Annotated in this window: 20 protein-coding genes; 7 read left to right on the top strand and 13 right to left on the bottom strand. The window is 47.9% G+C overall.

Annotation, left to right across the window (positions count from 1 at the left end):
• The first annotated feature begins 55 nt into the window (after positions 1-55).
• On the top strand, positions 56-1,264 hold the full coding sequence (locus tag H8S65_RS13410) for a BT3233 family polysaccharide utilization protein (protein WP_186930457.1): 1,209 nt from the start codon (positions 56-58) through the stop codon (positions 1,262-1,264).
• Between the two features lie 75 nt (positions 1,265-1,339).
• Here H8S65_RS13410 and H8S65_RS21095 read toward each other — a convergent pair whose 3' ends face one another.
• Positions 1,340-1,474 (bottom strand): hypothetical protein, encoded by a 135-nt coding sequence (locus H8S65_RS21095; protein ID WP_255489220.1) that lies wholly within the window; start codon positions 1,472-1,474, stop codon positions 1,340-1,342.
• Between the two features lie 71 nt (positions 1,475-1,545).
• Between H8S65_RS21095 and H8S65_RS13405 the strand changes: the two genes are divergently transcribed.
• A complete protein-coding gene (locus H8S65_RS13405; protein ID WP_186930456.1) occupies positions 1,546-3,615 on the top strand; it encodes a DNA topoisomerase 3 in 2,070 nt (689 codons plus the stop codon).
• Positions 3,616-3,664: 49 nt separating this feature from the next.
• Here the strand turns inward: H8S65_RS13405 and H8S65_RS13400 are convergent, their stop codons facing one another.
• Positions 3,665-3,886, bottom strand: coding sequence for a hypothetical protein (locus tag H8S65_RS13400; protein ID WP_186930455.1), 222 nt, complete (start codon positions 3,884-3,886; stop codon positions 3,665-3,667).
• Between the two features lie 108 nt (positions 3,887-3,994).
• Between H8S65_RS13400 and H8S65_RS13395 the strand changes: the two genes are divergently transcribed.
• Together H8S65_RS13395 and H8S65_RS13390 are read left to right on the top strand one after the other, a co-directional pair.
• The gene (locus tag H8S65_RS13395) at positions 3,995-4,486 is read left to right on the top strand and encodes an NUDIX hydrolase (protein ID WP_186930454.1); all 492 of its coding nucleotides are present in this window, start codon (positions 3,995-3,997) and stop codon (positions 4,484-4,486) included.
• Between the two features lie 26 nt (positions 4,487-4,512).
• On the top strand, positions 4,513-5,688 hold the full coding sequence (locus tag H8S65_RS13390) for a phosphoribosylaminoimidazolecarboxamide formyltransferase (protein ID WP_186930453.1): 1,176 nt from the start codon (positions 4,513-4,515) through the stop codon (positions 5,686-5,688).
• Between the two features lie 194 nt (positions 5,689-5,882).
• On the opposite strand, the gene H8S65_RS13385 is transcribed toward H8S65_RS13390, so the two are convergent.
• Entirely contained in the window at positions 5,883-7,298 is a 1,416-nt protein-coding gene (locus H8S65_RS13385) for a Gfo/Idh/MocA family protein (RefSeq protein WP_186930452.1), read from the bottom strand.
• A 76-nt stretch (positions 7,299-7,374) separates the two neighbouring features.
• On the bottom strand, positions 7,375-8,634 hold the full coding sequence (locus tag H8S65_RS13380) for a DEAD/DEAH box helicase (protein ID WP_186930451.1): 1,260 nt from the start codon (positions 8,632-8,634) through the stop codon (positions 7,375-7,377).
• A 130-nt stretch (positions 8,635-8,764) separates the two neighbouring features.
• Between H8S65_RS13380 and recQ the strand changes: the two genes are divergently transcribed.
• From recQ to H8S65_RS13365, 3 genes are all read left to right on the top strand, one after another.
• The gene (gene recQ / locus H8S65_RS13375; RefSeq protein ID WP_186930450.1) at positions 8,765-10,594 is read left to right on the top strand and encodes a DNA helicase RecQ; all 1,830 of its coding nucleotides are present in this window, start codon (positions 8,765-8,767) and stop codon (positions 10,592-10,594) included.
• Positions 10,595-10,662: 68 nt separating this feature from the next.
• On the top strand, positions 10,663-11,673 hold the full coding sequence (locus H8S65_RS13370; RefSeq protein WP_255489219.1) for a L,D-transpeptidase: 1,011 nt from the start codon (positions 10,663-10,665) through the stop codon (positions 11,671-11,673).
• A 33-nt stretch (positions 11,674-11,706) separates the two neighbouring features.
• Complete coding sequence (locus H8S65_RS13365) at positions 11,707-12,453, top strand: murein L,D-transpeptidase catalytic domain family protein (protein ID WP_186930448.1); 747 nt, start codon at positions 11,707-11,709, stop codon at positions 12,451-12,453.
• Here the strand turns inward: H8S65_RS13365 and H8S65_RS13360 are convergent.
• The 9 genes from H8S65_RS13360 to H8S65_RS13320 all read right to left on the bottom strand — a co-directional run bounded on the left by H8S65_RS13360 (position 12,375) and on the right by H8S65_RS13320 (position 25,672).
• Complete coding sequence (locus H8S65_RS13360) at positions 12,375-12,965, bottom strand: aminotransferase class IV family protein (RefSeq protein WP_186930447.1); 591 nt, start codon at positions 12,963-12,965, stop codon at positions 12,375-12,377. The genes H8S65_RS13365 and H8S65_RS13360 overlap by 79 nt on opposite strands.
• Positions 12,949-13,950 (bottom strand): aminodeoxychorismate synthase component I, encoded by a 1,002-nt coding sequence (locus H8S65_RS13355; RefSeq protein WP_186930446.1) that lies wholly within the window; start codon positions 13,948-13,950, stop codon positions 12,949-12,951. The genes H8S65_RS13360 and H8S65_RS13355 overlap by 17 nt, the downstream gene beginning before the upstream one ends.
• Positions 13,947-14,834 carry a carbon-nitrogen hydrolase gene (locus tag H8S65_RS13350; protein WP_186930460.1) on the bottom strand — a complete coding sequence of 296 codons (888 nt, stop codon included), beginning with the start codon at positions 14,832-14,834 and terminating at the stop codon, positions 13,947-13,949. The genes H8S65_RS13355 and H8S65_RS13350 overlap by 4 nt, the downstream gene beginning before the upstream one ends.
• Positions 14,835-14,863: 29 nt before the next feature.
• The gene (locus tag H8S65_RS13345) at positions 14,864-15,892 is read right to left on the bottom strand and encodes an agmatine deiminase family protein (RefSeq protein ID WP_186930445.1); all 1,029 of its coding nucleotides are present in this window, start codon (positions 15,890-15,892) and stop codon (positions 14,864-14,866) included.
• A 48-nt stretch (positions 15,893-15,940) separates the two neighbouring features.
• Positions 15,941-17,497, bottom strand: coding sequence for a DUF7824 domain-containing protein (locus H8S65_RS13340; RefSeq protein WP_186930444.1), 1,557 nt, complete (start codon positions 17,495-17,497; stop codon positions 15,941-15,943).
• A 399-nt stretch (positions 17,498-17,896) separates the two neighbouring features.
• Positions 17,897-18,385 (bottom strand): Dps family protein, encoded by a 489-nt coding sequence (locus H8S65_RS13335; protein WP_186930443.1) that lies wholly within the window; start codon positions 18,383-18,385, stop codon positions 17,897-17,899.
• Positions 18,386-18,518: 133 nt separating this feature from the next.
• Positions 18,519-20,630 (bottom strand): S9 family peptidase, encoded by a 2,112-nt coding sequence (locus tag H8S65_RS13330; protein ID WP_186930442.1) that lies wholly within the window; start codon positions 20,628-20,630, stop codon positions 18,519-18,521.
• A gap of 38 nt (positions 20,631-20,668) precedes the next feature.
• A complete protein-coding gene (locus H8S65_RS13325; protein ID WP_186930441.1) occupies positions 20,669-23,065 on the bottom strand; it encodes a glycoside hydrolase family 127 protein in 2,397 nt (798 codons plus the stop codon).
• Positions 23,066-23,212: 147 nt separating this feature from the next.
• Positions 23,213-25,672, bottom strand: coding sequence for a glycoside hydrolase family 127 protein (locus H8S65_RS13320; protein ID WP_186930440.1), 2,460 nt, complete (start codon positions 25,670-25,672; stop codon positions 23,213-23,215).
• Positions 25,673-25,675: the final 3 nt, after the last annotated feature.

Here is a 25,675-nt window from a genome sequence, read left to right as displayed (position 1 = left end):
GATTTTGAGAAACCGGCATCAACGAATATATTAAAATTAAACACATAACAAATTTATGAAAAAGATTTTCAGTTTATTATTAGCGGCCTCCGCGTTTGCGTGCACGCAGGAGAAAGTGGTCGAGATAACCATCAGCAATCCGTCTGCCACGGACCGCACGAACGAAATCACCGAAATCACTTCGGACGCTATTGACAAAATGAAAGGTGAGACATTCGTCATTTCTGACAATACTGGTTCGCAAGTACCCTATCAGGTAACGTATGACAACAAGATCATTTTCCCTGTTTCCGTTAAGGCCGGCGAAAATGTGACCTACAAGATCGCACCTGGAACACCCGAAGCGTTCAAGACAATCGCCTGTGGTAAACAATATCCCGAACGTGTGGACGATGTTGCCTGGGAAAACGACCGCATCGCCTTCCGCACCTACGGTCCGGCTTTGCAGGCTACCGGCGAGAAAGCTTATGGTTGCGATATCTGGGTAAAATGTGTATCCGAACCGATCGTCGACATGCGTTACAAAACCGAACTTGATCCGGAAACAAGAGCTAAGATTGCAGAACTGCGCAAGACCGATCCGAAAGCTGCACAGCAGTTGGCCGAATCTGTTTCCTATCATATCGATCATGGTAACGGATTGGATTACTATAAGGTAGGCCCGACCTTAGGTGCCGGAACCTCTGCCTTGCTGGCAAACGACTCAATCGTTTATCCGTATTGTTACAAAGACTACCAGATTCTGGACAATGGCCCCCTGCGTTTCACAGTCAAGCTGGTTTACAATCCCTTGACCGTAAAAGGGAACAATAATGTAATCGAAACCCGTGTGATCTCTCTCGACGCTGGTTCCCAGATGAATAAATTCACAATCACTTACGATAATCTGACTGAATCGACTCCGGTTGTGACCGGTATCGTTTTGCACGAGCCGAGCGAAGACTACCAGGCCGACGCTGAGAAAGGTTACATCGCCTATGCCGACCCTGTTGATCCTGCAAACGGACAAATTTATGTAGCAGCCGTATTCCCGGAAAAAGTCAATGAAGCTAAAGCTGTTACATTCTCCGACAAAGAAAAGGCGGAACGCGGTGCAGACGGGCATGTTTTGGCTTACAGCACCTACAATCCCGGTAGCAGCTATACATATTACAGTGGTGCCGGTTGGAGCAAATGGGGTTTTGAAAATTCCGGCAAATGGTTCGATTATGTACAGAAATTCGCACAAAATCTGAAAGAGCCGCTGGTTGTAACGATAAAATAAATCTGAATCAAATAAAATGAACAGGGCAGTTACGACACACCTCCTTACAAATCATATCTTCATATAATCTTACCATCAGCGGGAAACCATCTCAGGTTCCCGCTGTTCTTTTTCCTTCATACGGGTCAAATTATCGCCAAGTTCTTCCCGCATCCGGTCGGCAGGCCGGATACGAGACCAAAGATGATAACGAAGATAAGGCAAAATCATACATATGATTTCGGAAAGTCATCGGGAAAACGTATTTTTGTATGTTTATTTAAAAAAAGAGTGTTTTACGGATGAAGGTATGTATAGCTGAAAAGCCCAGTGTAGCGCGCGAAATTGCAGAAGTACTCGGGGCGACCAAAAGGATGAACGGGTATATTGAAGGAAACGGGTATCAAGTAACCTGGACTTTCGGACATCTGTGCACTCTTAAAGAACCCAACGATTATTCGGACAACTGGAAACGATGGAGCCTGGCTTCCCTTCCGATGATCCCGCCCCGGTTCGGAATCAAGCTGATCAGCAACCCGACATACGAACAGCAATTCAAAACAATCGAAGAGTTGATGCAGAACGCCGAAATGGTCATCAACTGCGGGGATGCCGGCCAGGAAGGAGAACTGATCCAGCGTTGGGTGATGCAAAAGGCCGGCTGCAAATGTCCGGTCTACCGCCTGTGGATATCCTCGTTGACAGAAGAAGCGATCCGCGAAGGTTTCCAACACCTGAAAGAACAGTCCGATTTCACCAAGTTGTATGAGGCCGGCCTTTCCCGTGCCATCGGCGACTGGCTGTTAGGGATGAATGCGACGCGCCTCTACACGCTCCGCTACGGGCAGAACCGGCAAGTGCTCTCCATCGGACGGGTACAAACGCCTACCCTTGCACTGATCGTAAACCGGCAGGCCGAAATAGACAACTTCAAGCCGGAACCCTATTGGGAACTGAAAACAGTCTACCGGAATACGACCTTCTCGGCCACCAAAGGCAAATTCACGAAGAAGGAAGAAGGGGAAGCCTTCCTGGAAATAGCCCGGCAAGAGGATTTCACCGTCACCGACATATCTGAAAAGAAAGGCAAGGAATATGCTCCCCGCCTCTTCGACCTGACTTCGCTACAGGTGGAATGCAATAAAAAATTTGCTTTCACGGCAGACGATACGTTGAAGTTGATCCAATCACTATACGAAAAGAAAGTGACGACTTATCCGCGTGTCGATACCACTTTCCTGAGTGACGACATCTATCCGAAAGTCCCCAACACGCTAAGCGGCCTGGTCGACTACGCCGACCTGACAGCCCCGCTGCTGAAAGCGAAGATACGGAAAGACAAACGTGTATTCGACAACTCGAAGGTGACGGACCACCATGCCATCATCCCGACCGGCGTACCGGCACGTAACCTGACAGACAACGAACGGAAGGTGTACGACCTGGTCGCCCGCCGTTTCATCGCGGCTTTCTATCCGGACTGCGAAATCTCGACTACTACGGTATTGGGCAAAGTCGGCAAAGTGGATTTCAAGGTAACAGGCAAACAAATACTGAAACCGGGATGGCGCGTCGTGTTCGGAGCAGAGCAGAAGGACCCGGATGCCGAACTGTCAGACGAAGAAGGCGTATTGCCGGATTTCGTAAAAGGAGAAAGCGGCCCCCACAAACCGACATTAGGCGAAAAATGGACACAGCCGCCCAAACCCTACACCGAAGCGACGTTGCTCCGCGCCATGGAAACCGCAGGTAAACTTGTTGACAACGACGAATTGCGAGACGCATTAAAGGAAAACGGCATAGGTCGTCCTTCCACCCGCGCCGCCATCATCGAGACGTTGTTCAAACGCAATTATATCCGCAAGGAACGCAAGAACCTGTTCCCTACGGCTACCGGTGTGGAGCTCATCGGTACGATACAGGAAGAGCTGTTGAAAAGCGCCGAACTGACCGGTCTCTGGGAAAAGAAACTCCGCCAGATCGAACGGGGCACTTACGAGGCCCGTACTTTCCTCGAAGAGCTTAAGCAGATGGTCCACCAGGTAGTGATCAACGTCCTCTCCGACCAGACGGGACGCACCATCACGATCGAGCAGGCCGCCCCGGAAAAGCCCCAATCCGAAAAAGAGCCGAAAGAAAAGAAACCGCGCAAGCCGCGTGCCAAAAAGGAAAAGACAGCCAGTCAACCGGAAGAAAAAAACGTTCCCGCGAAGCCGATATGCCCGATCTGCAAGAAAGGCAGCATCCTGCGTGGTAAAACAGCTTACGGCTGTTCCGAATATAAGAGTGGTTGTACTTTCCGCATGGACTATGCCACTTATGGGGAAGGATTATCGGACGAGGAGTTGGTCAAGGTTATTAGCAAACAGTAAGAGCATCTTTATCTGTCACCGTAGTGATCTTTTGCTTGTACCACCGCAATCATTTTGTCATCCTCGACCGCTCTCCATTCTCCCTCTGCTTCACAGATTTATGAAAATGAGCAAGATTCGCAGGATTGGTAAAGAAAGGATCTTCTTTTGAAGTGGTAATACGTTTGATGGATGCTTCCACTTTCTTTACTAGTTCCATATCATCCAGAGCCAATATGATTCTTGCCAATTCCGCTTTTTCAGCTTCCATAGCCATTGTTGATTTCGTCATAGTCAACTCCTCTTTATTTTGTATCTGACAAAAGTAACAATTAAATTGGTTACGATTTCAAGACGAATCTTAAAAGTTTCCCTATATTTGTTCATTAATTATTGATTTATGAAAGAAGAATGGTTCCCTTTGGTTAATGAGGAAGGGGAGACAATAGGAAAAGCTACCCGCAAGGAGTGTCATAGCGGATCGAAGATGTTACATCCGGTAGTGCACCTGCATATTTTCAATGAGGCAGGCGACCTCTACCTGCAAAAGCGTTCGATGAACAAAGATATCCAACCCGGTAAATGGGATACGGCCGTGGGAGGCCATATCGACTACGGAGAGACGGTCGAAGAAGCCCTTCGCCGGGAAGTACGGGAAGAATTGGGGATAACAGATTTCATCCCGCAATTCATCACCCGTTATGTATTCGAATCGGCTATAGAAAAAGAGTTGGTCAACACCTACCGCACCACTTACGAGGGTCCGGTCACCCCCGACCCTTCCGAACTGGACGGCGGACGTTTCTGGTCCCCTGCCGAAATCCTCGAAAATATAGGGAAAGGAGTTTTCACACCCAACTTCGAAGGGGAATATAAACGGCTATTCATGTAAACTGCAAAAACACTAAAGCATAAACAATGGCAAAAGAATTAGAACTCAAGTACGGCTGCAACCCCAACCAGAAGCCGTCGCGCATTTTCATGCAACAAGGGGAATTGCCCATAAAAGTCCTGAACGGACGTCCCGGATATATCAACTTCCTGGATGCCTTCAACAGTTGGCAATTAGTAAAAGAACTGAAAGAAGTAACCGGGCTGCCTGCCGCCGCTTCCTTCAAACACGTAAGCCCGGCAGGAGCCGCCGTGGGAATAGAGATGAGCGATACGTTGAAAAAGATCTATTTTGTGGATGACCTTCCGCTTACTCCGCTTGCAACCGCCTATGCCCGCGCCCGCGGTGCCGACCGCATGTCGTCTTACGGCGACTTCATCGCACTCAGCGACACATGCGACGAAGCGACTGCACGCCTTATCAACCGCGAAGTTTCCGACGGCGTCATTGCTCCCGACTATACGCCGGAGGCACTTGAAATCCTGAAGAACAAACGGAAAGGCACTTACAATGTCATCAAAATCGATCCGGCCTACCGCCCTGCCTCCATCGAGCACAAAGATGTTTTCGGCATCACATTCGAACAGGGACGTAACGAGATCAAGCTGGACGAAAGCCTGCTGACCAACATCCCGACCCACAACAAAAACTTCCCGGACGAAGCGAAGCGCGACCTGATCATCGCCCTTATCACGCTGAAATATACACAAAGCAACTCAGTCTGCTACGTCAAGGACGGACAGGCAATCGGTATCGGAGCCGGCCAACAAAGCCGTATCCACTGTACCCGCCTGGCAGGCAATAAAGCGGATATCTGGTACTTGCGCCAGCATCCGAAAGTAATGAACCTGCCTTGGATCGAGAAGATTCGCCGTGCAGACCGCGACAACACGATCGACGTCTACATCAGCGACGATCACGAAGATGTTTTGGCCGACGGTATCTGGCAGCAGTTCTTCACTGAAAAGCCTGAAATCCTGACACGTGAAGAAAAACGTGCCTGGCTGGACACGTTGAAAGGCGTTTCATTGGGTTCCGACGCATTCTTCCCCTTCGGTGACAATATCGAACGGGCACATAAGAGCGGCGTAGATTATATCGCACAGGCAGGCGGTTCCGTCCGTGACGACCATGTGATCGACACGTGTGACAAATACGGCATCGCAATGGCATTCACAGGCGTACGTTTGTTCCATCATTAATGGAAAGTATCTTCGTTTTGAAAACATAGGTGTTTCGAAAAGAAAATACTAAACTTATGGCCTAACATTACTCCGGCATTCAGATAATGGTGGATCAAAGAGACTACACACCTGTCAGAATACGTTCGTGCTGGGCGAACACAAAAAAAGGCTACCGGAACCCGATAGCCTTTTAATAGATATTTCAGTTTTTCTTATTCAGACAAAGCAAATGCCGGTTTACGGTGAATCCACTGTCCACGAGTAAAGTCGGGGAAGTCAACCAATGCGCCGCCACGGGCGATAGACATTTCAGACAAACCGGAAATAGCACTCCATGCAGCAGCATCGTAACAGTCCATAGGAGCCGGTTTCTTATTATGGATGGCATTGATCAAGTCGAACATCATCACGTAGTCCATACCACCGTGTCCGGCCTGAGCAGCTTCGGCCTCGTGTTTAGACCACAAAGTATGATCGTATTTCTTGAACCATTCTTCTGAATCATCCCAACGGTGAGGTTTGGATTTGCCCTGAACATATACATGGTCGCCATCGTTCATCCACAAACCTTCAGTACCCTGAATACGGAAGCCCAGAGAATAAGGACGAGGAGAATTCGTATCATGAGTCACGATGACTGTCTGTCCATTAGAACATTTAATCATGGAAGTTACGATATCGCCCAGGTTGAAGTTAACCTTTGCCAACGGATGGTTTGCACCGCCATTGTCAACAATGAACTTATGCAGGCCACGCGGCTGAGTTGCCATTGCAGACAAAGACATAAAACGGTTACCACGGTTAATATCCAAACAGTTTGCAACCGGACCGATGCCGTGAGTCGGATAGATATCGCCATTACGGTGTACGGAATGATTCGTACGCCACTGAGCTTCAGCAAAAGCAGTCGGGCCCATACGCAAGTCGCCACTTCCCGGTACATAGTTGTAGTGCTGTCCGTCATTGAATTTCACTTCGCGCAAGTCATGTTCATAACCGCAAGTCGCATGCAGCAATTCACCGAACAGGCCCTGACGAACCATATTCAAAGCAGCCATACAATCGCGACGATAGCAAACGTTTTCCATGATGTTCAGATGGCTTCCCGTAGCTTCCGATACGTTGACCAGATCCCAGCATTCTTCCAGCGTATTGGCAGCGGACACTTCCACGCCGACATAAGGAACACCTGCTTTCATGGCTGCAACCGACATCGGCACGTGCCATTCCCACGGGCTGGCGATGATGACACAATCGAATTCTTCGTTGTTCAACATCTTTTCAAATTCACGTTCGCTACCTGTATATACCTTCGGAGCCGGAACATTGAACTTGGCGATATGATCCAGTGTACGCTGGATCGGACCAGCCTGGATATCGCAGATAGCCACGATCTTGTTTCCGGGGATAGACAATACGTTGTTGATATGTTCGTGACAACGGGAACCTGTACCGATAAAACCGAAGCGCAACTTGCCATCGTCTTTGCCGGCAGGTTTCTTTTTCTTTTCCGCACTTGTTTCTGTTGTAACTGTAGCAGCAGCGGCGTTACTACTTAATGCAAGACCAGCTGTACCGATTCCGGCAGCGGTCATCTTTTTCAGGAATGAACGACGAGTGTTTTCCATTTTTCAATTTAGAATTTTATGTTAAGTGGGCAAATTTATAATAATCTATGAATATTTCAAAGGATAAATGGCAGTTTTATTTATTTGCCGCTCTTTTCTTATTCCGCCAAAAACTTCCATCGCGTTTGCTACCGAACATATTCCGGCGTTTGGACTCTTCTTTTATCGCTTTTTTCTTTTCGGCCACCGCTTCTTTTACCTCGGCAGTCTCGAACATATGTCCTCCGGCAACCGGCACTTCTTTGCCGATCAGCTTCTGGATATCTTTCAGATACGGAACTTCCTCCACATCGCAAAAAGAGAAAGCGATCCCGCTACAGCCGGCACGACCGGTACGGCCGATACGGTGCACATACGTTTCCGGCACATTCGGCAAATCATAGTTGATGACGTGCGAAAGATGGTCGACATCGATACCGCGGGCGGCGATATCGGTCGCGATCAGGACACGGAGCGTATGATCCTTAAAGCTGGACAAGGCACGCTGGCGGGCGTTCTGTCCTTTGTTTCCATGAATGGCTTCCGCGCCGATCCCGGATTTGTTCAGGACACGGGCAACCTTATCGGCTCCGTGCTTCGTACGGGTAAAAACCAAGACGGATTCCAGCGAACGGTCTTCCAGCAGGCCCTTCAGCAGGTTGATCTTTTCCACTTTCTCTACAAAATAGACAGACTGGTCGATCGTATCGACGGTGGAAGAAGCAGGAGTCACCTCTACTTTTTCAGGTTCGTGAAGGATCGTTCCGGCCAGGCGCTCGATCTCCGGCGGCATCGTTGCAGAGAAGAACAGGGACTGGCGCTTTTTGGGCAGCAAAGGCAGGATGCGTTTGATATCATGGATAAATCCCATATCCAGCATCCGGTCCGCTTCGTCCAAAACAAAATATTCCAATGTGTTCAGGCGGATAAAACCCTGATTGATCAAATCCAGCAAACGGCCGGGAGTTGCAATCAATACATCCACGCCCCGTTCCAATGCATCCGTCTGCGGCTTCTGTCCCACGCCACCGAAAATAACGGTATGTTCTACGTGAGTATAACGCCCGTAAGCCGCAAAGCTTTCGCCAATCTGGATCGCCAATTCGCGTGTCGGAGTCAGGATCAAGGCTTTGACACCCGGTTTACGTCCACTTAAAATCTGTTCTTCGATCTTTTGGATGATAGGGATGGAGAAAGCTGCCGTCTTGCCGGTTCCGGTCTGTGCGCAACCTAATAAATCAGATCCGTCCAATACTACGGGAATGGCTTCGGCTTGTATGGGAGTGGGAGTTGTATACTTTTCTTTTTTGAGAGCCTTGTGTATCGGCTCGATCAGTTCTAATTGTTCAAATGTCATATAATAAGTATGAGCCGTCGCGGCTCGTTAAATAAATAATGGTGACAAAGATACACAAAAATCCGGCATCTCTGCAATTATTTGCTATATTTGCGTGCTTTTTAAAAACATTCAGTTCTTTTTAATTCTCATGAAAGAATTATTGTTACTACTCAAACGGTTCTTCGGATACACTTCATTTCGCCCTTTACAGGCCGAAATCATACAGCGCATCTTGCAGAAAGAAGATTCGTTGGTCCTGATGCCTACGGGTGGCGGAAAATCGATCTGCTTCCAACTTCCGGCGATCTATATGCCGGGAACTGCCATCGTAGTGTCTCCCCTTATCGCTTTGATGAAGGACCAGGTCGAAGGACTGATCGCCAACGGCATCCCCGCGGCAGCACTCAACAGCATGATGCCGGAGGAAGAACGCCACCGGGTACGGCAACTCTGCATACAGGGAAAAGTGAAACTGCTCTACATCTCGCCCGAAGGGATCATAAGTGAACTGCACTGGCTCCTGCCCCGCATCGACATTTCGCTGATCGCTATCGACGAAGCGCATTGTATCTCGCATTGGGGGCATGATTTCCGTCCCGAATATACCCAGTTGTCCGTTCTGAAAGAGAATTTCCCGAAAGTACCGATCGTCGCCCTGACGGCTACGGCAGACAAAATCACCCGGACGGACATCCTGAATCAATTGAAACTGCGTGATCCTAAAACATTCATCTCGTCTTTCGACCGCCCGAACCTGTCGCTCACTATCCGTCGCGGACTGAGTAAAAAGGAAAAGATCGCTGCGATTGTCCATTTCATCAACCGACACCACCGGCAGAGCGGCATCATCTACTGCATGAGCCGCAACAGTACGGAGTCTTTGGTCGAAGAACTGTCCGAATATAGCATCCGTGCAGTCGCCTATCATGCCGGGCTCAGCCCCGACAAACGCGAGAAAGCACAGGACGATTTCATCAACGACCGTGTCAACGTGGTATGCGCAACGGTCGCGTTCGGGATGGGAATAGACAAAAGCAATGTCCGCTGGGTCATTCATTATAATATGCCGGCAAGCATCGAGAACTATTACCAGGAAATAGGCCGTGCCGGACGGGACGGGATGAAAAGCGACACGCTTCTTTTCTATTCCGTGGGCGATATCCTGCTCCTCCGCCGTTTTGCGGAGGAAAGCGGGCAGAAAGACGTCAGTCTGCAGAAGTTGAACCGGATGCGCCGGTATTGTGAGGCGGACATCTGCCGGCGCCGTATCTTGCTGAGCTATTTCGGAGAAGAGACGGACAAGGATTGCGGGAACTGCGACGTCTGCAAGAACCCTCCCCGGCGTTTCGACGGGAGCATCTTGGTCCAGAAGGCCTTGAGCGGCATTTTCCGTACCGGGCAAACGGCTAATATGCACCTGTTGATCGATATACTCCGGGGAGCCGAAAAGGAAGAGCTGACAGAAAAAGGGTACGACAAACTAAAAACCTACGGTGTTGGCAAAGACCTCAGCTACAAAGAGTGGAAAGAATATTTATATCAGATGCTTCAGCTCGGTTATATCGAAATCGACTATATGTCGGCCGGTCACCTGAAAGTGACTCCATTAGGACGTAAAGTCCTCTTCGGCGAACAACAGGCGCTCATGACCATTTATCAAAAGACAAAAGATTTTGCCCTGCCGACCAAGAAAGGCGGCTACAAATACCGTCCGATCCGCCCGATCGAATCCGCCTCCGTGGATGAAACGCTGCTCGACTCCCTGCAACAACTCCGCAAGCAGATTGCCGAACGCGAACATACCCCGGCTTATATCCTCTTTTCGGATGACGCCCTCGAAGATATGGTCCAGAAGAAACCGGTCACGCTCGACGAGTTCAGCGAAATACGAGGTGTCGGACAGCTCAAGCTGGACAAATACGGAAAGATATTCGTCGCCCTGATCCGCTTTGTCCTTCGTTTACCTAAAAAAGAATAAAAAAGAGAAACAAACAATCATTCTACTCTTTTGTTTATATTTACATAATGAATAGAATAATAGATACAATGAAGATAGTTCCCATACTCTTACTGCTTAGCTTTTCCACACTGAGTTTCTGTACGACAAAGCCGGGAGAGCCACAGGAATCCGGTTCACCCGTACAAGACACTCTGGTTACCGAAACAAAGCCGGAAACGGCGGCAGTCCCTCCCCCTATCGAGACCGTTATAGAAAAGGAACTGCTTTACGACCAGCATACGTTGGCCGATACCTACCCATATAAAGATACGACGCGGGAATTCCAATGGGATAAGATCCGTGCCGGTCTCCGTCTGCTCGATTCGATCCAGCAAAAGCCGTCCCGTTGGGCGATCTTTCAAAACTACAGGAACAAGAACGGGGAAGCCCCGCTGGTCCGGAATTTTCATCGCGATGCTTACAAACGGGTTTCCGACACCTTGGGTATCGAACGTTACCAGTCTGTCCCGCTATATCTGCCGGAAGACACGCTGACAGCCGAACGCTATGGCCGTGACGGGGCCCTTGTGAAATTGCTGGACGACAGCGACCGCCTTTTCCGCATCCAAACGATCTATACAAACGGGGAATGGCTGGTTCCCGGAAAATATGTCAAACCGATAGCCGATAGCGTCACATTCGACAAGGCCATATTCGTCGATGTCACCAACCAGAACATAGCGACACTCGAACATGCAGGTTCCAAATGGCTTGTCAGAAGCATGAATCCGGCAACGACCGGGCAACACCGCCCTCCATACGCGCAGGAAACGCCATTAGGCATATTTGTCGTCCAGGAAAAGAAGGCAAGGATGATTTACCTGGTAGACGGCAGCAAAGAGACAGGCGGATTCGCTCCTTATGCCAGCCGGTTCACCAACGGAGGCTATATCCACGGGGTCCCGGTAAACGCACCGCGCAAGTCGCTGATCGAATACAGTCCAACGCTTGGGACGACTCCACGCTCCCACATGTGCGTCCGTAATGCAACCTCTCACGCCAAGTTCGTTTATGATTGGGCGCCTGTAAATGAGACAATTGTTTTCGTTTTTGATTAAAAATCTTATCTTTGTGCGACATTATTCAATCTTATGTTATTGCGCATCTGTTTATATTTGGTTTTATTATTTCTTCCGGCTAATTACACGGCTACCAGAAGTTCGTCTCCCCTAATCCCGGCTGATCCTGCGGCGGCCATGTCTTCGGTATGCCGGCAGCTCTATACGGATATGCAACTGGACAATATGGTAGACTATACAGCCTTCGAACAGGCGATAACCGGAGCGCAGGCGATCGAACGGCGTAACAAGGATATCATTACCCTGATCGACTTCACGAAACCTTCCACGGAAGAGCGACTTTACGTCCTGGATATCCGGCATAAGAAACTCCTGTTCTCATCTCTCGTCTCGCACGGGAAAAACAGCGGAGGAAATTACGCCACTTCTTTCTCCAACAAAGTCAATTCTTACAAAAGTTCATTGGGATTTTTCGTTACGGAGAATACTTATCAGGGTAAAAACGGCTATTCCTTAGTCCTCAACGGTTTGGAAAAAGGTATTAACGACCGGGCAAAAGAACGGGCGATCGTGGTGCACGGGGCTAATTATTGCAACCCGTCTGTTGCAGCATCGGCAGGCCGCTTAGGAAGAAGTTTCGGTTGTCCCGCCCTGCCCCAGTCGCTCGCCAAGCCGATCATCAACACCATCAAGAACGGAACCTTGCTCTACATCTATGCCAACGACAAGAACTATTTGAGTCAAAGCACGATCTTATCTACCGGAAGATCGATTTCTCCAAACTCGATCATCGCATTGAACAGCCTGATACGGGAATAACCCGGCAAATCCTCCGGACGGATATCACCTGCAACAATCCCTCCCTGATCCAGCAAAGAGGCTCTTTTCGTTCCTGCCAGCAACGGCACGGAGGGGGTAATCCATTGTTTCCCGTTCCAGAGCGCAATGTTGCAAATAGAGGTGTCGGTCAACAATCCTTTCCGGACGATCAGCACATCGTCTTCCGTTTCGCGACATGCGAACAAACGGTCCAGCACACTCCGGTCCGTACTTTTATACCGATAAGCGGCTTCGTCATCGGCGACCAGCCGCAAAGAAGATACCGGACGGATGTGATAGGCGGCATACTCCACTTTCAGGATATCTTTATCATATTCAACGCGGCACTTTGTCCGTTCCCGGTAGTTTCCAGGTCGGATGTAGTCACTCAAATCAAGCGTACCGGTTTGATGCAACACGCTCCGGCGTGTCTCGTCCATACGCCGGTTATGATAGGGCAAGTTATGAATCCGCCCGTCCTCGATCCGGATTGTTTCAATAAATGGGGACATAGACTTTCTGTTTCATTTCGTCATACTCGCTTGCCAAATCACTTCGGGAGGTGATGCCTCCTCCACTCTTAAAGATCAAAGAGCCATCCGCTTGTCGTTCCAAAAAGCGGATCATGACGGCACTGTCCAGGCTATTCCCGTCAAAATAGCCCATGACGCCCGTATAGAACCCTCTTTCGTATGTCTCGGCTTCCGCTATAATCTCCATTGTCTTCTTTTTGGGCGCCCCGGTAATGGAACCTGCCGGAAGGAGACGGAATAGCAATTCCCCTGTCTCTGCCTGCCAGTTCCCGGCAAGACGGCCCCGGATCTCCGAACTTACCTGCAACAAAGCGCCTTTATGTGTCGGCAGCTCGTCTATATACCGATAACGGGCCACCATCACCTCGGTAGCCACCATACTCAGGTCATTGCGGATCAGGTCGACAATCGTAGCATGTTCGGCCATTTCCTTCGGATCGTCCAATATCCGCCTGCGGGCATCCGGCAGCGTGGCATCGATCGTTCCCTTCATCGGAAAAGAATAGATATGTTCATCCCGTATCTTCACGAATATCTCAGGGGAGAAAACGACAAAACGGTCTTTCATCCAGAGCTTATACCGGGCTTCCGAACGGACAAAAACATCCTTTAAACTCAGATCGGTCCGGACAGGAGTGGCGCAAGTCAGATTGGCCAGGTAAGAGTTTCCGGCCCGGATATGTCCGACAACTTTATGAAACGAGTCTGCATAGGCCTCTTGTGTCATAGGGAATGTTTCCCATCGGATTGCAGAAGCCGGATTCTCCCGGTCATTCATACGGCTTACAGCCGCGGCATTCGTCACACCATCCAGGTCGTAAAGCAACACCTCCGGATCGACCTGATCCGGCTCTTCCACAATCACCTGGTCTTGCTTGTAATCGATCACAAACAGGAAAGGCCGCCTTTCCGCACCCAATCGGTTCATACGGCAGACGGCCTCTATACGATTATAAAATTTCATATCAGAAAACGTTCGGTCAACCCCCCAAAAGCATCGATACGGCGATCCCGGAAGAAAGGCCACCAACGGCGGACATTCTCGCTACGGGTCTTGTCGACCGTCAGGACTCCCACTTCATCCATTCCATTGGAAAATTCAACCAATAATTCACCCTGCGGACCGGCCACAAAGCTATTCCCCCAGAACTGAATACCGTTCGTTTGACCGGACGGATCGTCTTCATGTCCGACACGGTTCACTGCAACAACCGGAATGCCGTTTGCCACGGCATGTCCCCGCTGTACGGTGATCCAAGCATCCAATTGGCGTTGTTTCTCATCCTCCGCGTCACTGCTTTCCCAACCGATGGCGGTCGGATAAATCAGTAGTTCCGCTCCTTTCATCGCCATCAGGCGGGCAGCTTCGGGATACCACTGATCCCAGCAAACCAATACGCCCAATTTACCAACTGAAGTCTGAATCGGCTCAAATCCGAGGTCACCGGGAGTAAAATAGAACTTCTCATAATAGGCCGGATCATCCGGAATATGCATTTTACGGTATTTCCCGGCAATAGTACCGTCTTTCTCAATTACGACAGCCGTATTATGATACAAACCGGGAGCCCGTTTCTCAAACAAAGAAAGAACCAGCACGACGCCCAACTCCTTTGCCAATGCTCCGAATACTTCCGTAGAAGGTCCCGGAACCGGTTCAGCCTGGTCGAACACTTCGGTATTCTCCGTCTGGCAAAAATAAAGCCCGTTATGCAATTCCTGCAAAACGACCAATTCAGCACCTTGCAAAGCACAAGCTCGTATATTTTGTTCCAGTTTCTCAATATTAGCAGCCCGATTCCCCGTATTCGCCTGCTGCACCAGCCCAACTTTTAACATATCTTCCATCATAACTTTCAATTTTCAACTCTCAACTTTCAACTAATAACTCCCTCCGGGTACTGCATCGTCACGCAATGCAGCGAACCATGTTGTTTAATCAACGGCAAACAATTGATTCCTATCACCTCCCGATCCGGAAAAGCCTGTTGCAAAGCATCCTTCGCCAGTTCGTCCTTCGGAGAATTATAATAGGGCAACAACACAGCTCCGTTGATAATCAAAAAATTGGCATAAGTGGCCGGGAGACGTTCGCCCTCCCATACCACCGGGTCCGCCATCGGCAGGGCGATCAGCCGGTAAGGTTTGCCGTCAGCCTGTTTGAAAGCCAGCAATTCCTGTTCCATCGCTTGCAGTTCCTCGAAATGTTCATCCGACTCATCCGTACACTGGACATACGCAATCGTATCTTCGCTACAGAACCGTGCCAACGTGTCGACATGGCTGTCCGTATCATCACCGGCCAGGTAACCGTTTTCCAGCCATAAGATGCGTTCAAAGCCGAAGACATCCTTCAGATAGGCTTCCAGTTCTTCCTTTTGCAGGTATTCGTTCCGGTTCAGGGACGAAAGGCATTCGACTGTCGTCAACAGTGTCCCCTTGCCATCCGATTCGATACTGCCGCCTTCCAGGACAAACGGTTGCATATTGATGAGCGGAACCCCGTCGGCAAATGTTCCCTGTACCGACAGGTTACGCGTAACCAGGTTGTCCAGGTTCGCCGCGAACTTCATCCCCCAACCGTTGAACACAAAGTCATACACGACCGGTTCTCCCTGGTCGAATACCGTAATGCCACCATGATCACGTGCCCAGGTGTCATTCGTCGCCATCTCCCGGAAAATGATCCGGCTGTAATCCACATCGCCCAATTGTCCGCGTACTTCCTGTTCGTCGGGACAGACGATCAAGAGCTTCTCGTGTTTGATCACTTCTTTGGCGATCGACACGAAACAAGGAATCACCTCGTCCAGTATAGGCGCCCAATCCGTTTCCTCATGCGGCCATGTCAACTGGACGGCACTTTGTGGATACCATTCCGCCGGTAATATGATTTTATCTTCCATCTGCGTTTAAAATTTACAGCACAAATATAGGCTTATTTTCCATCATTCTTAATACAAAGATTCTATCACCTCTGTCAATTTGCTGTTTTTCTTCCACGTCTCAAGCAAAGAAAGAAGTGGGGCATATTTCACCTTCGGCCAGTTATTAACAGTCTGAAGTTCCGCAAAAACTTCCAATAACCGCTTTAAATCCTTCACCGGATTTTCCGGCAGGCAAGACAAAAAAGAGACAAACAGCACAGACAGTTCTTTGTTATGAAAAGATGATCTATTTATCAACATTTCGACAACCAAACCTGAAATTCTCTGCGCAGGAGCCCATTCCAATGATTGGATCTTACCCAATACCCGGCCTAAAGCCACATTGTCTATCAGGTCTTTTTCCACAAGTTCCCCCCAAAGATCCGCCGCACACAAACGAACAGGACGATCGATGCTCAACAGGCACACCGCCAGGTATGTCAAAGCCATCCCCCCTCTCCACTCCAAATCAAGTTCGCGCAAGGTCTCAAGGGCAACCAGGTTAAGCCTTGCCAGTTCCAAATCGTTCCAATAAGCATCCCTTACGCGATCCCGCACCAATAAAGCCAACCAAATCCGAGGTGCATTCGGAGAAAGCAACAAGAACCTCTTCAGATCCTTCTCCCGCAAAGGTATTTTCCAAAAAGTCTCCACTAAAAGCGGAATGCGGGAACAAGGCCGATAAGTCATGTATAAAGCATAACCTCCAAACCTCCATTTTACCGCGACATTCTTGCTTGCCGGAGGAATCAACTGCAAGATACGATCGACTTTCCCAAACGGTTTTTCAAACGTGAACACGTCACTGGGAATATCCCCTGTCAAATAAGCCCGGTTCACTGCAGAATAAGGAAAATCCTTAAACTCGTCATAGACGGTATCAGGACTTTTGACCAAAGCAGCAGTCATCCAAACGGCCTGAGACGTAAAAGGCCCCTTAGGACGTGCTTCCGGTTTGAACAGGAAAAGCAACAACTCGCGATATTCGCCCGCCATCTCTTGTTCGACTAACCGGACAGCCTCGTCCGTATCATCCAATGCCACACGCGAAACTGCAATTTGAAAGTCCAGATTGTCCGGCTTCACCCCCTTTTTCTGATATTCCGACAGCCGGGAGACAAGCACGACCGGATCGACCCAGGCCGGACGGTGGGTCGGTGTCGAGAGCAAAGGCAACGTATTATGATCTTTTATCCGGTTAAAAGCCAATTTTACAAGATCCAGATATGGCTTATAGTCCTGGTAAGGTTGTTGTTTCGAGCTTTTGGCACGTTTTTCCGATCCGGAAAGCATTTCGGCATAATCAAGCAGAAAAGAGGCGGTAAGCATATCCAACCCTCCTATCTCGTTTTCCGGCATCTCCATTACAGTTCCGGCCCATTCGAAAACCGGCATCATACGTTCCGCATCATCCGGTTTTATAAACGGGTGCAAACGGACCAGAGAAGCCAACAGCAAATCAAGATAAAAACTCTCCTGACCATCCATCAACCGGCCCATAAAAGAAACCAAACCGTTTACATCCGCCACATCCGGAAGACGTCTGCCTTCCTGTATAAGCGGTTCTTTTTCCATCCTGTCCATAATTCTGATCTTATTTTCGGACAAATATAAACAGAAAAACGGACAAAACCCTCATCACTTCAAGGTCTTCCTATATTTGGCCCACGGTTCTTTCATTTAAACACTCTTGCTTTTCTAAAACACACCCGACATGATAAAGGAATACGAATGCAAGATTATCAAAATGTCACTACTACCCTATGTAAATCAGATTAGTAGTGCATGTTTTTGGAATCACTATTGCAGGTAATATTTTTTAACAAATCAATCGGTCATGCTTTAGCACAATAAAGATAACAAAATGATACTTGCCCAAAAACGCACTTCCGCATGGTTCGGGCACAAATCAAAAAGGCGGTCTCGTGAGGAGACCGCCTTTTCCAAACGCAACGAATAAATTATTAATTACTTACACACTTATTATTTCTTACAGTCGCAAGAAGAGTAAGCCACTAACATCCAAACCAATTTTTCCTGTTCCTTCAGGTAATCGCTCATCAGCGCAACTGTTGCCTCGTCTCCGGATTCGGAAGCCAGAGAAAGCAATTTACGTTCTTCGGCAATAAACTGGCCGTAAGTGTTCAGAATGTTTTCCAACGCTTCGTCTGCACAAGATACGTCCGAGACTTCCTTTACTTTGGCAACTTTCAGATATTCACTGAACTTATTAACCGGAACACCGCCCAACATCAGGATACGTTCAGCCAGTTCGTCCACCTTTTCGGCAGCATCATTATACATATCTTCAAATTTGCTGTGAAGAACAAAGAAACCGTGTCCCTTGATGTTCCAGTGGAAACCACGAAGGTTTGTATAGAATACCTGATAATCGGCCAATAACTGTTGTAATGCTTCAACTACTTTACCTGCTGCAACTGCATCCAAATGGATATAATCTAATGTCTTCATAATACTTTACTTTTTAATTGTTATACTTTTCGTTTTTCTTGTACTGCAAAGATACATCAGATATAAGTGCCTGTCAAACAGATAATTTCTATATACGAATAGACATATTCTATCAGCATTCAAACCGAAGCTGTTACCGATTCCAATTCCACGTATTCCAATCCGGCGGAGTCACCCCCAGCAGATTCCGGACAAAGAAGTCGAACCTTTTCCGATCACCATAATCTCCCCCTAACGTATGGTTGCTACCGGGGACGACCACCAGTTCAAACTCCTTTTTCGCTTTAATCAAGGCATTCACCACTTGCATGGTGCTAGCCGGGTCAACATTGTCGTCTATTTCACCCACCATCAGCATTAAAGGTCGGGTTAGCAAATGGGCATTCTCAACATTGCTGCAAGCCACATAACTGCTATCTACCGGATACCCCATCCACTGTTCGTTCCACCAGATTTTATCCATCCGGTTATCATGACAACCACAACCGGCATAAGCCGCTTTATAGAAATCAGGATGAAAGAGAACGGCAGCCATCGCCTCCTGTCCACCAGCCGAACCACCGAAAATGCCGACACGGTCCGTATCCATATAAGGATATTTCTTACCGGCAGCTTTTATCCAAGCAATACGATCCTCGAAACCTGCATCTTTCAAATTTTTATAGATGATACTTTCAAACGCCTTACTACGGAATGAGGTTCCCATACCATCGCTCTGCACAACGATAAACCCAAGCTCCGCCGTCACCTGATGATACCAGTGCAACTGGCGGAAAGCCTTCGGGGTATATGCGCTTCCCGGTCCGGCATACACATATTCCAGCACTGGATATTTTTTCGACGGATCAAAATTGGAAGGACGGAAGATTACGCCCCAGATATCCGTTTTCCCGTCACGCCCTTTAGCAACGAATGGCTCAGGAGCCTGCCAGCCGGTTTTTTCGAGAGCCTTAATATCCGCCTCTTCCAATGGCATCACGATTTTTCCGTCTTTCGCGCTACGCAAAACGGCTTTAGGAGCGACATTCACCTTCGAATAGACATCCACCAGATATTTTCTATCTGTCGAAAACCAAGCCGTATGCGTTCCTTCTTCCGGCGTGAGACAAGTCAGGCCACTTCCATCCATATTGATCCGGTAATAACGGATTAAATAAGGATCTTCTTCTTTTACCATACCGTTGGCAGAAAAATAAACTACTCGATTTGCCTCGTCGACATCCAATACGTCACGCACATACCATTCACCTTTGGTTATCTGCTGCTTTACCTTTCCCGTCTGCCGATCGTAGAGATAAAGGTGGTTCCAATTGTCGCGTTCACTCATCCATATAATTTCTTTTCCATTCTTTAAATCACGACGGAAATAACGGGTATAATTGACAAATGTATCGCTGGTCTCTTCTATCACCGTACGAACAAGCCCACTCTCAGCAGCCAGTTCCAGCACCCTGTAGACCTGATGTCCACGCTGGTTGTATTCAAAAAGGAGACTGTTGCTGTCTGCCGCCCAATCCAAGCCATGCACATCGAATTGGGAAGCAAAAAGTTCTGTGGAAGAAGGCTTGCTCATCTCTCCCGTCTCTATATGGAAAATATGAGGAATACGGAAAGGCAACGCATCGCCCGGCTTTGCATATTCACGTTTATGCAACTTCGGCTGCAACTGATCTTTCGGAGATGATTCAATAAAATAGATATACCTTTTTTCCGCCGGACGTATCTTCATGGTTGCGACTTTACGAGAATCGGGCGACCATCGGATATAGGCTGAGTAATATTCGCCTGGCGCACCATCCATGCTCAACGCTTTTTCCACACCAGTAGCAACATCCTTTACATATACATTGTTGTTTTTGATGAAAGCGACCTGTTTCCTGTCCGGTGAAGGGATACTGTCGCCCACACGTTCCTCATCTGTCTCCGCCCAATAGCGACCTTCACCCCACCACCGGCGGGGTTTTTCTGACAATATACGCTGTTTCATCGTGTCGGGCATAGCCACACGCTCTCGTTTTTCGGCATCAACAATTACATAGCGGTCACCTTCAGGAGTATGACGTATATACCAGAAACTATGAGTATCACCTATCCATCGCGGATTTACATCCGAATAAAAAACCGTATTCTTATACTTCTCCGGCAAAGAAAAAGCGCGGGAATAATCTTCCACCGTGCCTTGTCCATACAAAAAGGAGCCCGACAAGCTGGCTCCTAACAATATTAATACTAAATTTCGTTTCATCTATACTTTATGATTTATTAATTTCTATTTATGAAAACTCATTCGACAGACCACTCAAATAGGCCGGATGAACTCTTTTCCGGTTGCACGACTTCCAATTTTAAAGCATTTGTCGTGACAGGTGCAAAAGTGACGGTATTGCCATTCCCTTTTTCCACTCCGTAAGCCGTACTGTTCGTGACAGATTTCCAGTTTCCCTCCAAATCCCGATAATACAACTTCCAACTTGCCGGAACACGGCAACCGCCCCAAGGTGAATCGTCATACCAATAAACCGTACCAGTCGAAACTGTTTGAGGCTTTTCGAACTCATAAACGATCCACTCCGTCGTGCCTTCTTCCGGCCACCAGTGGAAATAGGGAATTGTCCGGTCATTTTCATCTTTCGGAACCAAGCGGTCGTTGATAGCTGAAATCGATTTGGACGAATGGGATGCAATAATCTTGGAAGAAGATGCAATCGTCGGAGGCAAAGTCGGACGGGTAGCGTTCATCTCCTGAGGCAACCAAACCGCCATTTCGCCTGCGCCACGATGTGCCCAAGCATAATAAGGAATCAGAGTCAGCATCACATTTCTAACAGCCAAACATCCCTTTTCATCATAGCTCAAAGCCTGCGCCACCGTCTTGATTTCATCGATACCACATAAAAGATCAGATTTGCGTTCAACCGTGAATTCTGGTTTCTGGTTCATCAACACACTCAAAACACTGAAATCATTATCCGGCCACTCTGCACAATAAACCACCGGTCCCCGCTCCACTGCGACACGTCCCCGATCAGCCTCAACCTTTGTATTTGCTTTAACCGTACGCGGTTCCATATCGAAATGCACCTCCACGACATCCCCTTTTTTCCACGAACGGGAAATAGAAAAATAGCCTTTGTCCAAATCACTCTCCACAGGTTCACCATTCACTTTTACAGAATAGCTCAATTGTTTACGGTCGGAGAATGTATACAAATTACTGGGTACAACTTCACCCTTCACCCACCCCGGAACACGTATCTTCAAAATAAAATCTTGTTTATCTTTGGGCATTACATCCAGTCGAATATCGCCGTTCCAGGGATATTCAGTCGTTTGAACCAGTTTCAAATGTTTACCGTTCACATTCAATTCGGATGTATTACTCATAAAGAGATTGACATACACATCTTTATCGTGCACAGCATATACATAACCTGGCAACGAAGGTATAAAACGGCAGATATTGGACGGGCAACAAGCACATCCGAACCACGGCCGGCGTTGATGCTGTCCAATAGACTCCAGCGGATTGGGATAAAAGAAGCCACCGCCATCCAGCGACACCCCCGAAATCAAACCGTTATATAAAGTACGTTCCAACACATCATAATATTTTGATTCGCCATGTAACAGGAATAGCCGGTAATTCCAATACACATTTCCAATCGCAGCGCAAGTTTCACAATAAGCCGACATATTGGGCAATTCATAGTTTTCACCGAAAGCCTCTCCGTTATTAGTAGCACCAATGCCTCCTGTAATATACAATTTCTTCGTCACCACATTGTCCCAGATACGATCGATGGCACGGATGTAACCCGTGTCACTCGTTAAGGCAGCTACGTCAGCCATTCCAGAATACATATAAGCTGCCCGTACGGCATGTCCGACAGCTTCATCTTGTTCCAGCACTGGTTTATGTGCCTGACTATAAGCATCCCGGCGTTCTGTATAACCTCGTTTATCCAGAAAAAACTTAGCCAGATCAAGATACTTCTTCTGCCCTGTTACCAGATAAAGCTTACAAAGCGCCATCTCGGAAATCTGATGTCCAGGCACGCGGACAAGCTGTCCCTGCTTATCACCTATCGCCTTTTCCACACAGTCGGCATACCGAATCGCAATATCCAGAAATGTTCTTTTCCCCGTCGCCTGGTAGTGAGCGACAGCACCTTCAATCATGTGTCCGAGGTTGTAAAACTCATGGCTCAAGTCTTCCACCTTTTCCCAACGCTTGCTTCCCGCCCATTCATGCGGATGTTGCGGATTCATGGTACGGGCCGTATACAAATAGCCGTCCTCTTCCTGTGCTGAAGCCACGATTGTCAGAATACTGTCGACATAACGCCCCAGCCTCTTATCCGGATAGGTCTGCATTGAATAGCTTGCTCCTTCTATCGTCTTATAGACATCCGTATCATCGAACGAATATCCTTCTACCTTGTATTCGCTACTTGGATGAGCCGCTTTTACGAAGTTCTCATAACGCCCCGTTTCCTCGCATTTGCTAAATGCGAGCGGGATAGTAACTTCACGACTTGCCTTCAACCGTTGCCCCCAAAAACAATCCGTTACCTTAACGGAAGTAAAAGGGACAGGGGTGATCGGATATCCACCATCATGTGTTTGCGCATTGCCCGCCAAACTTATACCGACAAGTGCTATCAATACTATTCGTTTCATATTTATTTAGGATTATGTTTCCGATTATTTCATAAGTTTTTCCGTCTCAAACTATAAAAGAGGCAATGGCTCACGCCAAGCCTCTTTTCACAATTCAAATACTTAATAAAAATGTGTCTATAAAAGTCTATTTTTCAAAAGTATGGATCAATTCACTTTCCATTCAATTACACCGCCCGACTCGCCTTTCTGCAACTGGATCACCAGTTTCAATCCATTAGTTTCGACAGGCATGAAGTCTACAGAATTATAGCAATCCTTCTTGCAACCATACTCGCTTTGAGCTGCCACATCCTTCCAATCGTTGCCGGTTCGATACTGAATTTTCCAACTGCTCGGAACACGGAAGTTACCGTCATAATGATCAAAGTCGAGCCAATAGACTTGTACATTGCGTACAGTCTCCGGTTTGTCGAACACATATTCGATCGATTCCTGCGTCCCCTCTTTCAACCAAAAATACCAATAAGGCTTCGACATATCATCCGAGCTTTTCGGATCCCACTGGTCGTTCACACCGTAGCACCATTCACGGCGTTCATGCGCAATGCCGTCTTTCTGGATCGGAGCACTCACGAGCGTAAAGGATTGTGCACGGGAAGCAATGCTCGGTTCGGGAGTCGGTTTGGCATAAGCAGCCGAAGCCGGAATCCAAACAGCCATCTCAGCATTGCCACGATTATTCCAAGTAGAATAAGGAATCAACTTGACAGGGTATTCTTTTTCAGAAACGATACCGCTTTCCTTGTCACGATCCAATTCCTTGACAACTGTCGACAATTCCATAATTCCATTCAATTTATCTTTCTCGTATTGGCAAGTAAAAGCAGCATCTTCCGGTAGATATTTGTTGAACACATGTCGGTCTGGCATATCAATGCCTTCCAGGCAATATATCACCGGCCCACGTTCGACAGTCAGCAATCCTTCGTCAGCATGCACTTTATCGTGTGCCTTGATCCGGCGTACCTCCATCGGTATACGGAGTTCGACGACATCTCCTGCCTGCCATTCGCGATCAATAACAACATATCCTCGATAAGTCTTATCTTTCAAAGGTTTTCCGTTAATAAAAACTGCATAGGGTTGCCGGTTTCTTTTAGTATATGTATACAGGTCGCTGCCAGGAATAGGTTCATCACCCGTCCAAGCAGGAATACGAAGTCTCAAATTAAAAGAGGTAGGTTTCTGAGGTGAAACTGTCAGTTTGACAATACCGTCCCAAGGATATTCAGTTTTCTGGACCAAAGCTACCGTATCATTGGCCACAACGACCTTGCTACTACTGCCTGCATACAAATTGACATAAATATTATTTCCCTGTGTTGCATACATATATTTAGGGATGGATGCTATAAAACGAGTGACATTGCCCGGACAACAGGCACAACCAAACCAAGGAGCCCGCTCGTGTTGCCCCATCGATTCAAGCGGATTATCATAGAAAAACTTGTCACCACTCAACGAAACTCCTGAAATGACGCCATTATATAAGGCACGTTCCAATACATCTATATATTTGGCATCCCCGGTCGCAAGGAACATACGCTGGTTCCAATACACATTGGCAATAGATGCGCAAGTCTCGCAGTATGCACTATGGTTATGCAACTCATATTCCGGCCCGAAGCCTTCTCCTTGGGCACGCGACCCGATTCCTCCCGTGATATACAGCTTTTTTGTCGCCATATTATCCCATATCCGACAAATTGCATTGAAGTAAGCCGAATCTTTCGTCAAAGCAGCGACATCCGCCACACCAGAATACAAATATCCCGCCCGGACGGCATGTCCAACAATTTCTTCCTGATCCAGAATCGGCTTATGATCCTGGCTATAAGCACTCAGTCTATGCCCGTCCGTTCCACGTCCAGTTTCCTCCACAAAATATTTGGCCATATCCAAGTATTTTCTGTCGCCAGTAACCTTGTACATCTTAGCCAACCCCATTTCGATGATCGGATGACCGGAAGGAACATGTTTCTGTCCTTCACCCGGACCAAAATCTTTGCAAACCAGATTGGCATTTTTGATTGCGACATCGAGCAGGCTCCGTTTCCCCGTTGCCTGATAGTGAGCGACAGCCGCTTCATATAAATGGCCACTGTTATAAAGCTCATGGCTATTCAGTTTCTCCCAACGATGAGTTCCCCACCAGCGGTTCAATCGTTCACATTTATTCGTCACACAAGTAGTCAGATAACCATCTGGTTCCTGCGCCGCCCCAATCAGCGTAATGACACTATCCAGATAAGCATCCAACTTCGGATCATATTCAACGGCAAGTGAATAGGATGCTCCTTCGATAATCTTATACGGATCGGTATCGTCAAATGGGAAATCCCCTTTATGTTCACCTTTTATCAATCCTCCCGCCAGAGCAAAATTGTCAAAACGACCGTTTATTTCACACTGCCTGAAAGCGGAAGGAATAGAAACCGTCCGGTTCACTTCAATACGAGGAGCCCAGAAATAATCAGTCAGATGCACTCCTGTAAAAGGGACCTCCACGATCGGTTCCGTTGAGACATATCCCTGATCTCCGTGATCGCTACAAGCGACGAATCCAAGTCCGATAACCGATAGCAATACTATTTGTTTTAACATGAT

Origin of the sequence: Parabacteroides hominis, assembly GCF_014287585.1 — a bacterium.
In the GTDB taxonomy this organism is placed as follows: Bacteria; Bacteroidota; Bacteroidia; order Bacteroidales; family Tannerellaceae; genus Parabacteroides; species Parabacteroides hominis.
Note: the sequence above shows the minus strand (reverse complement) of the source record. Positions and strands in the feature narration are given on the sequence as shown.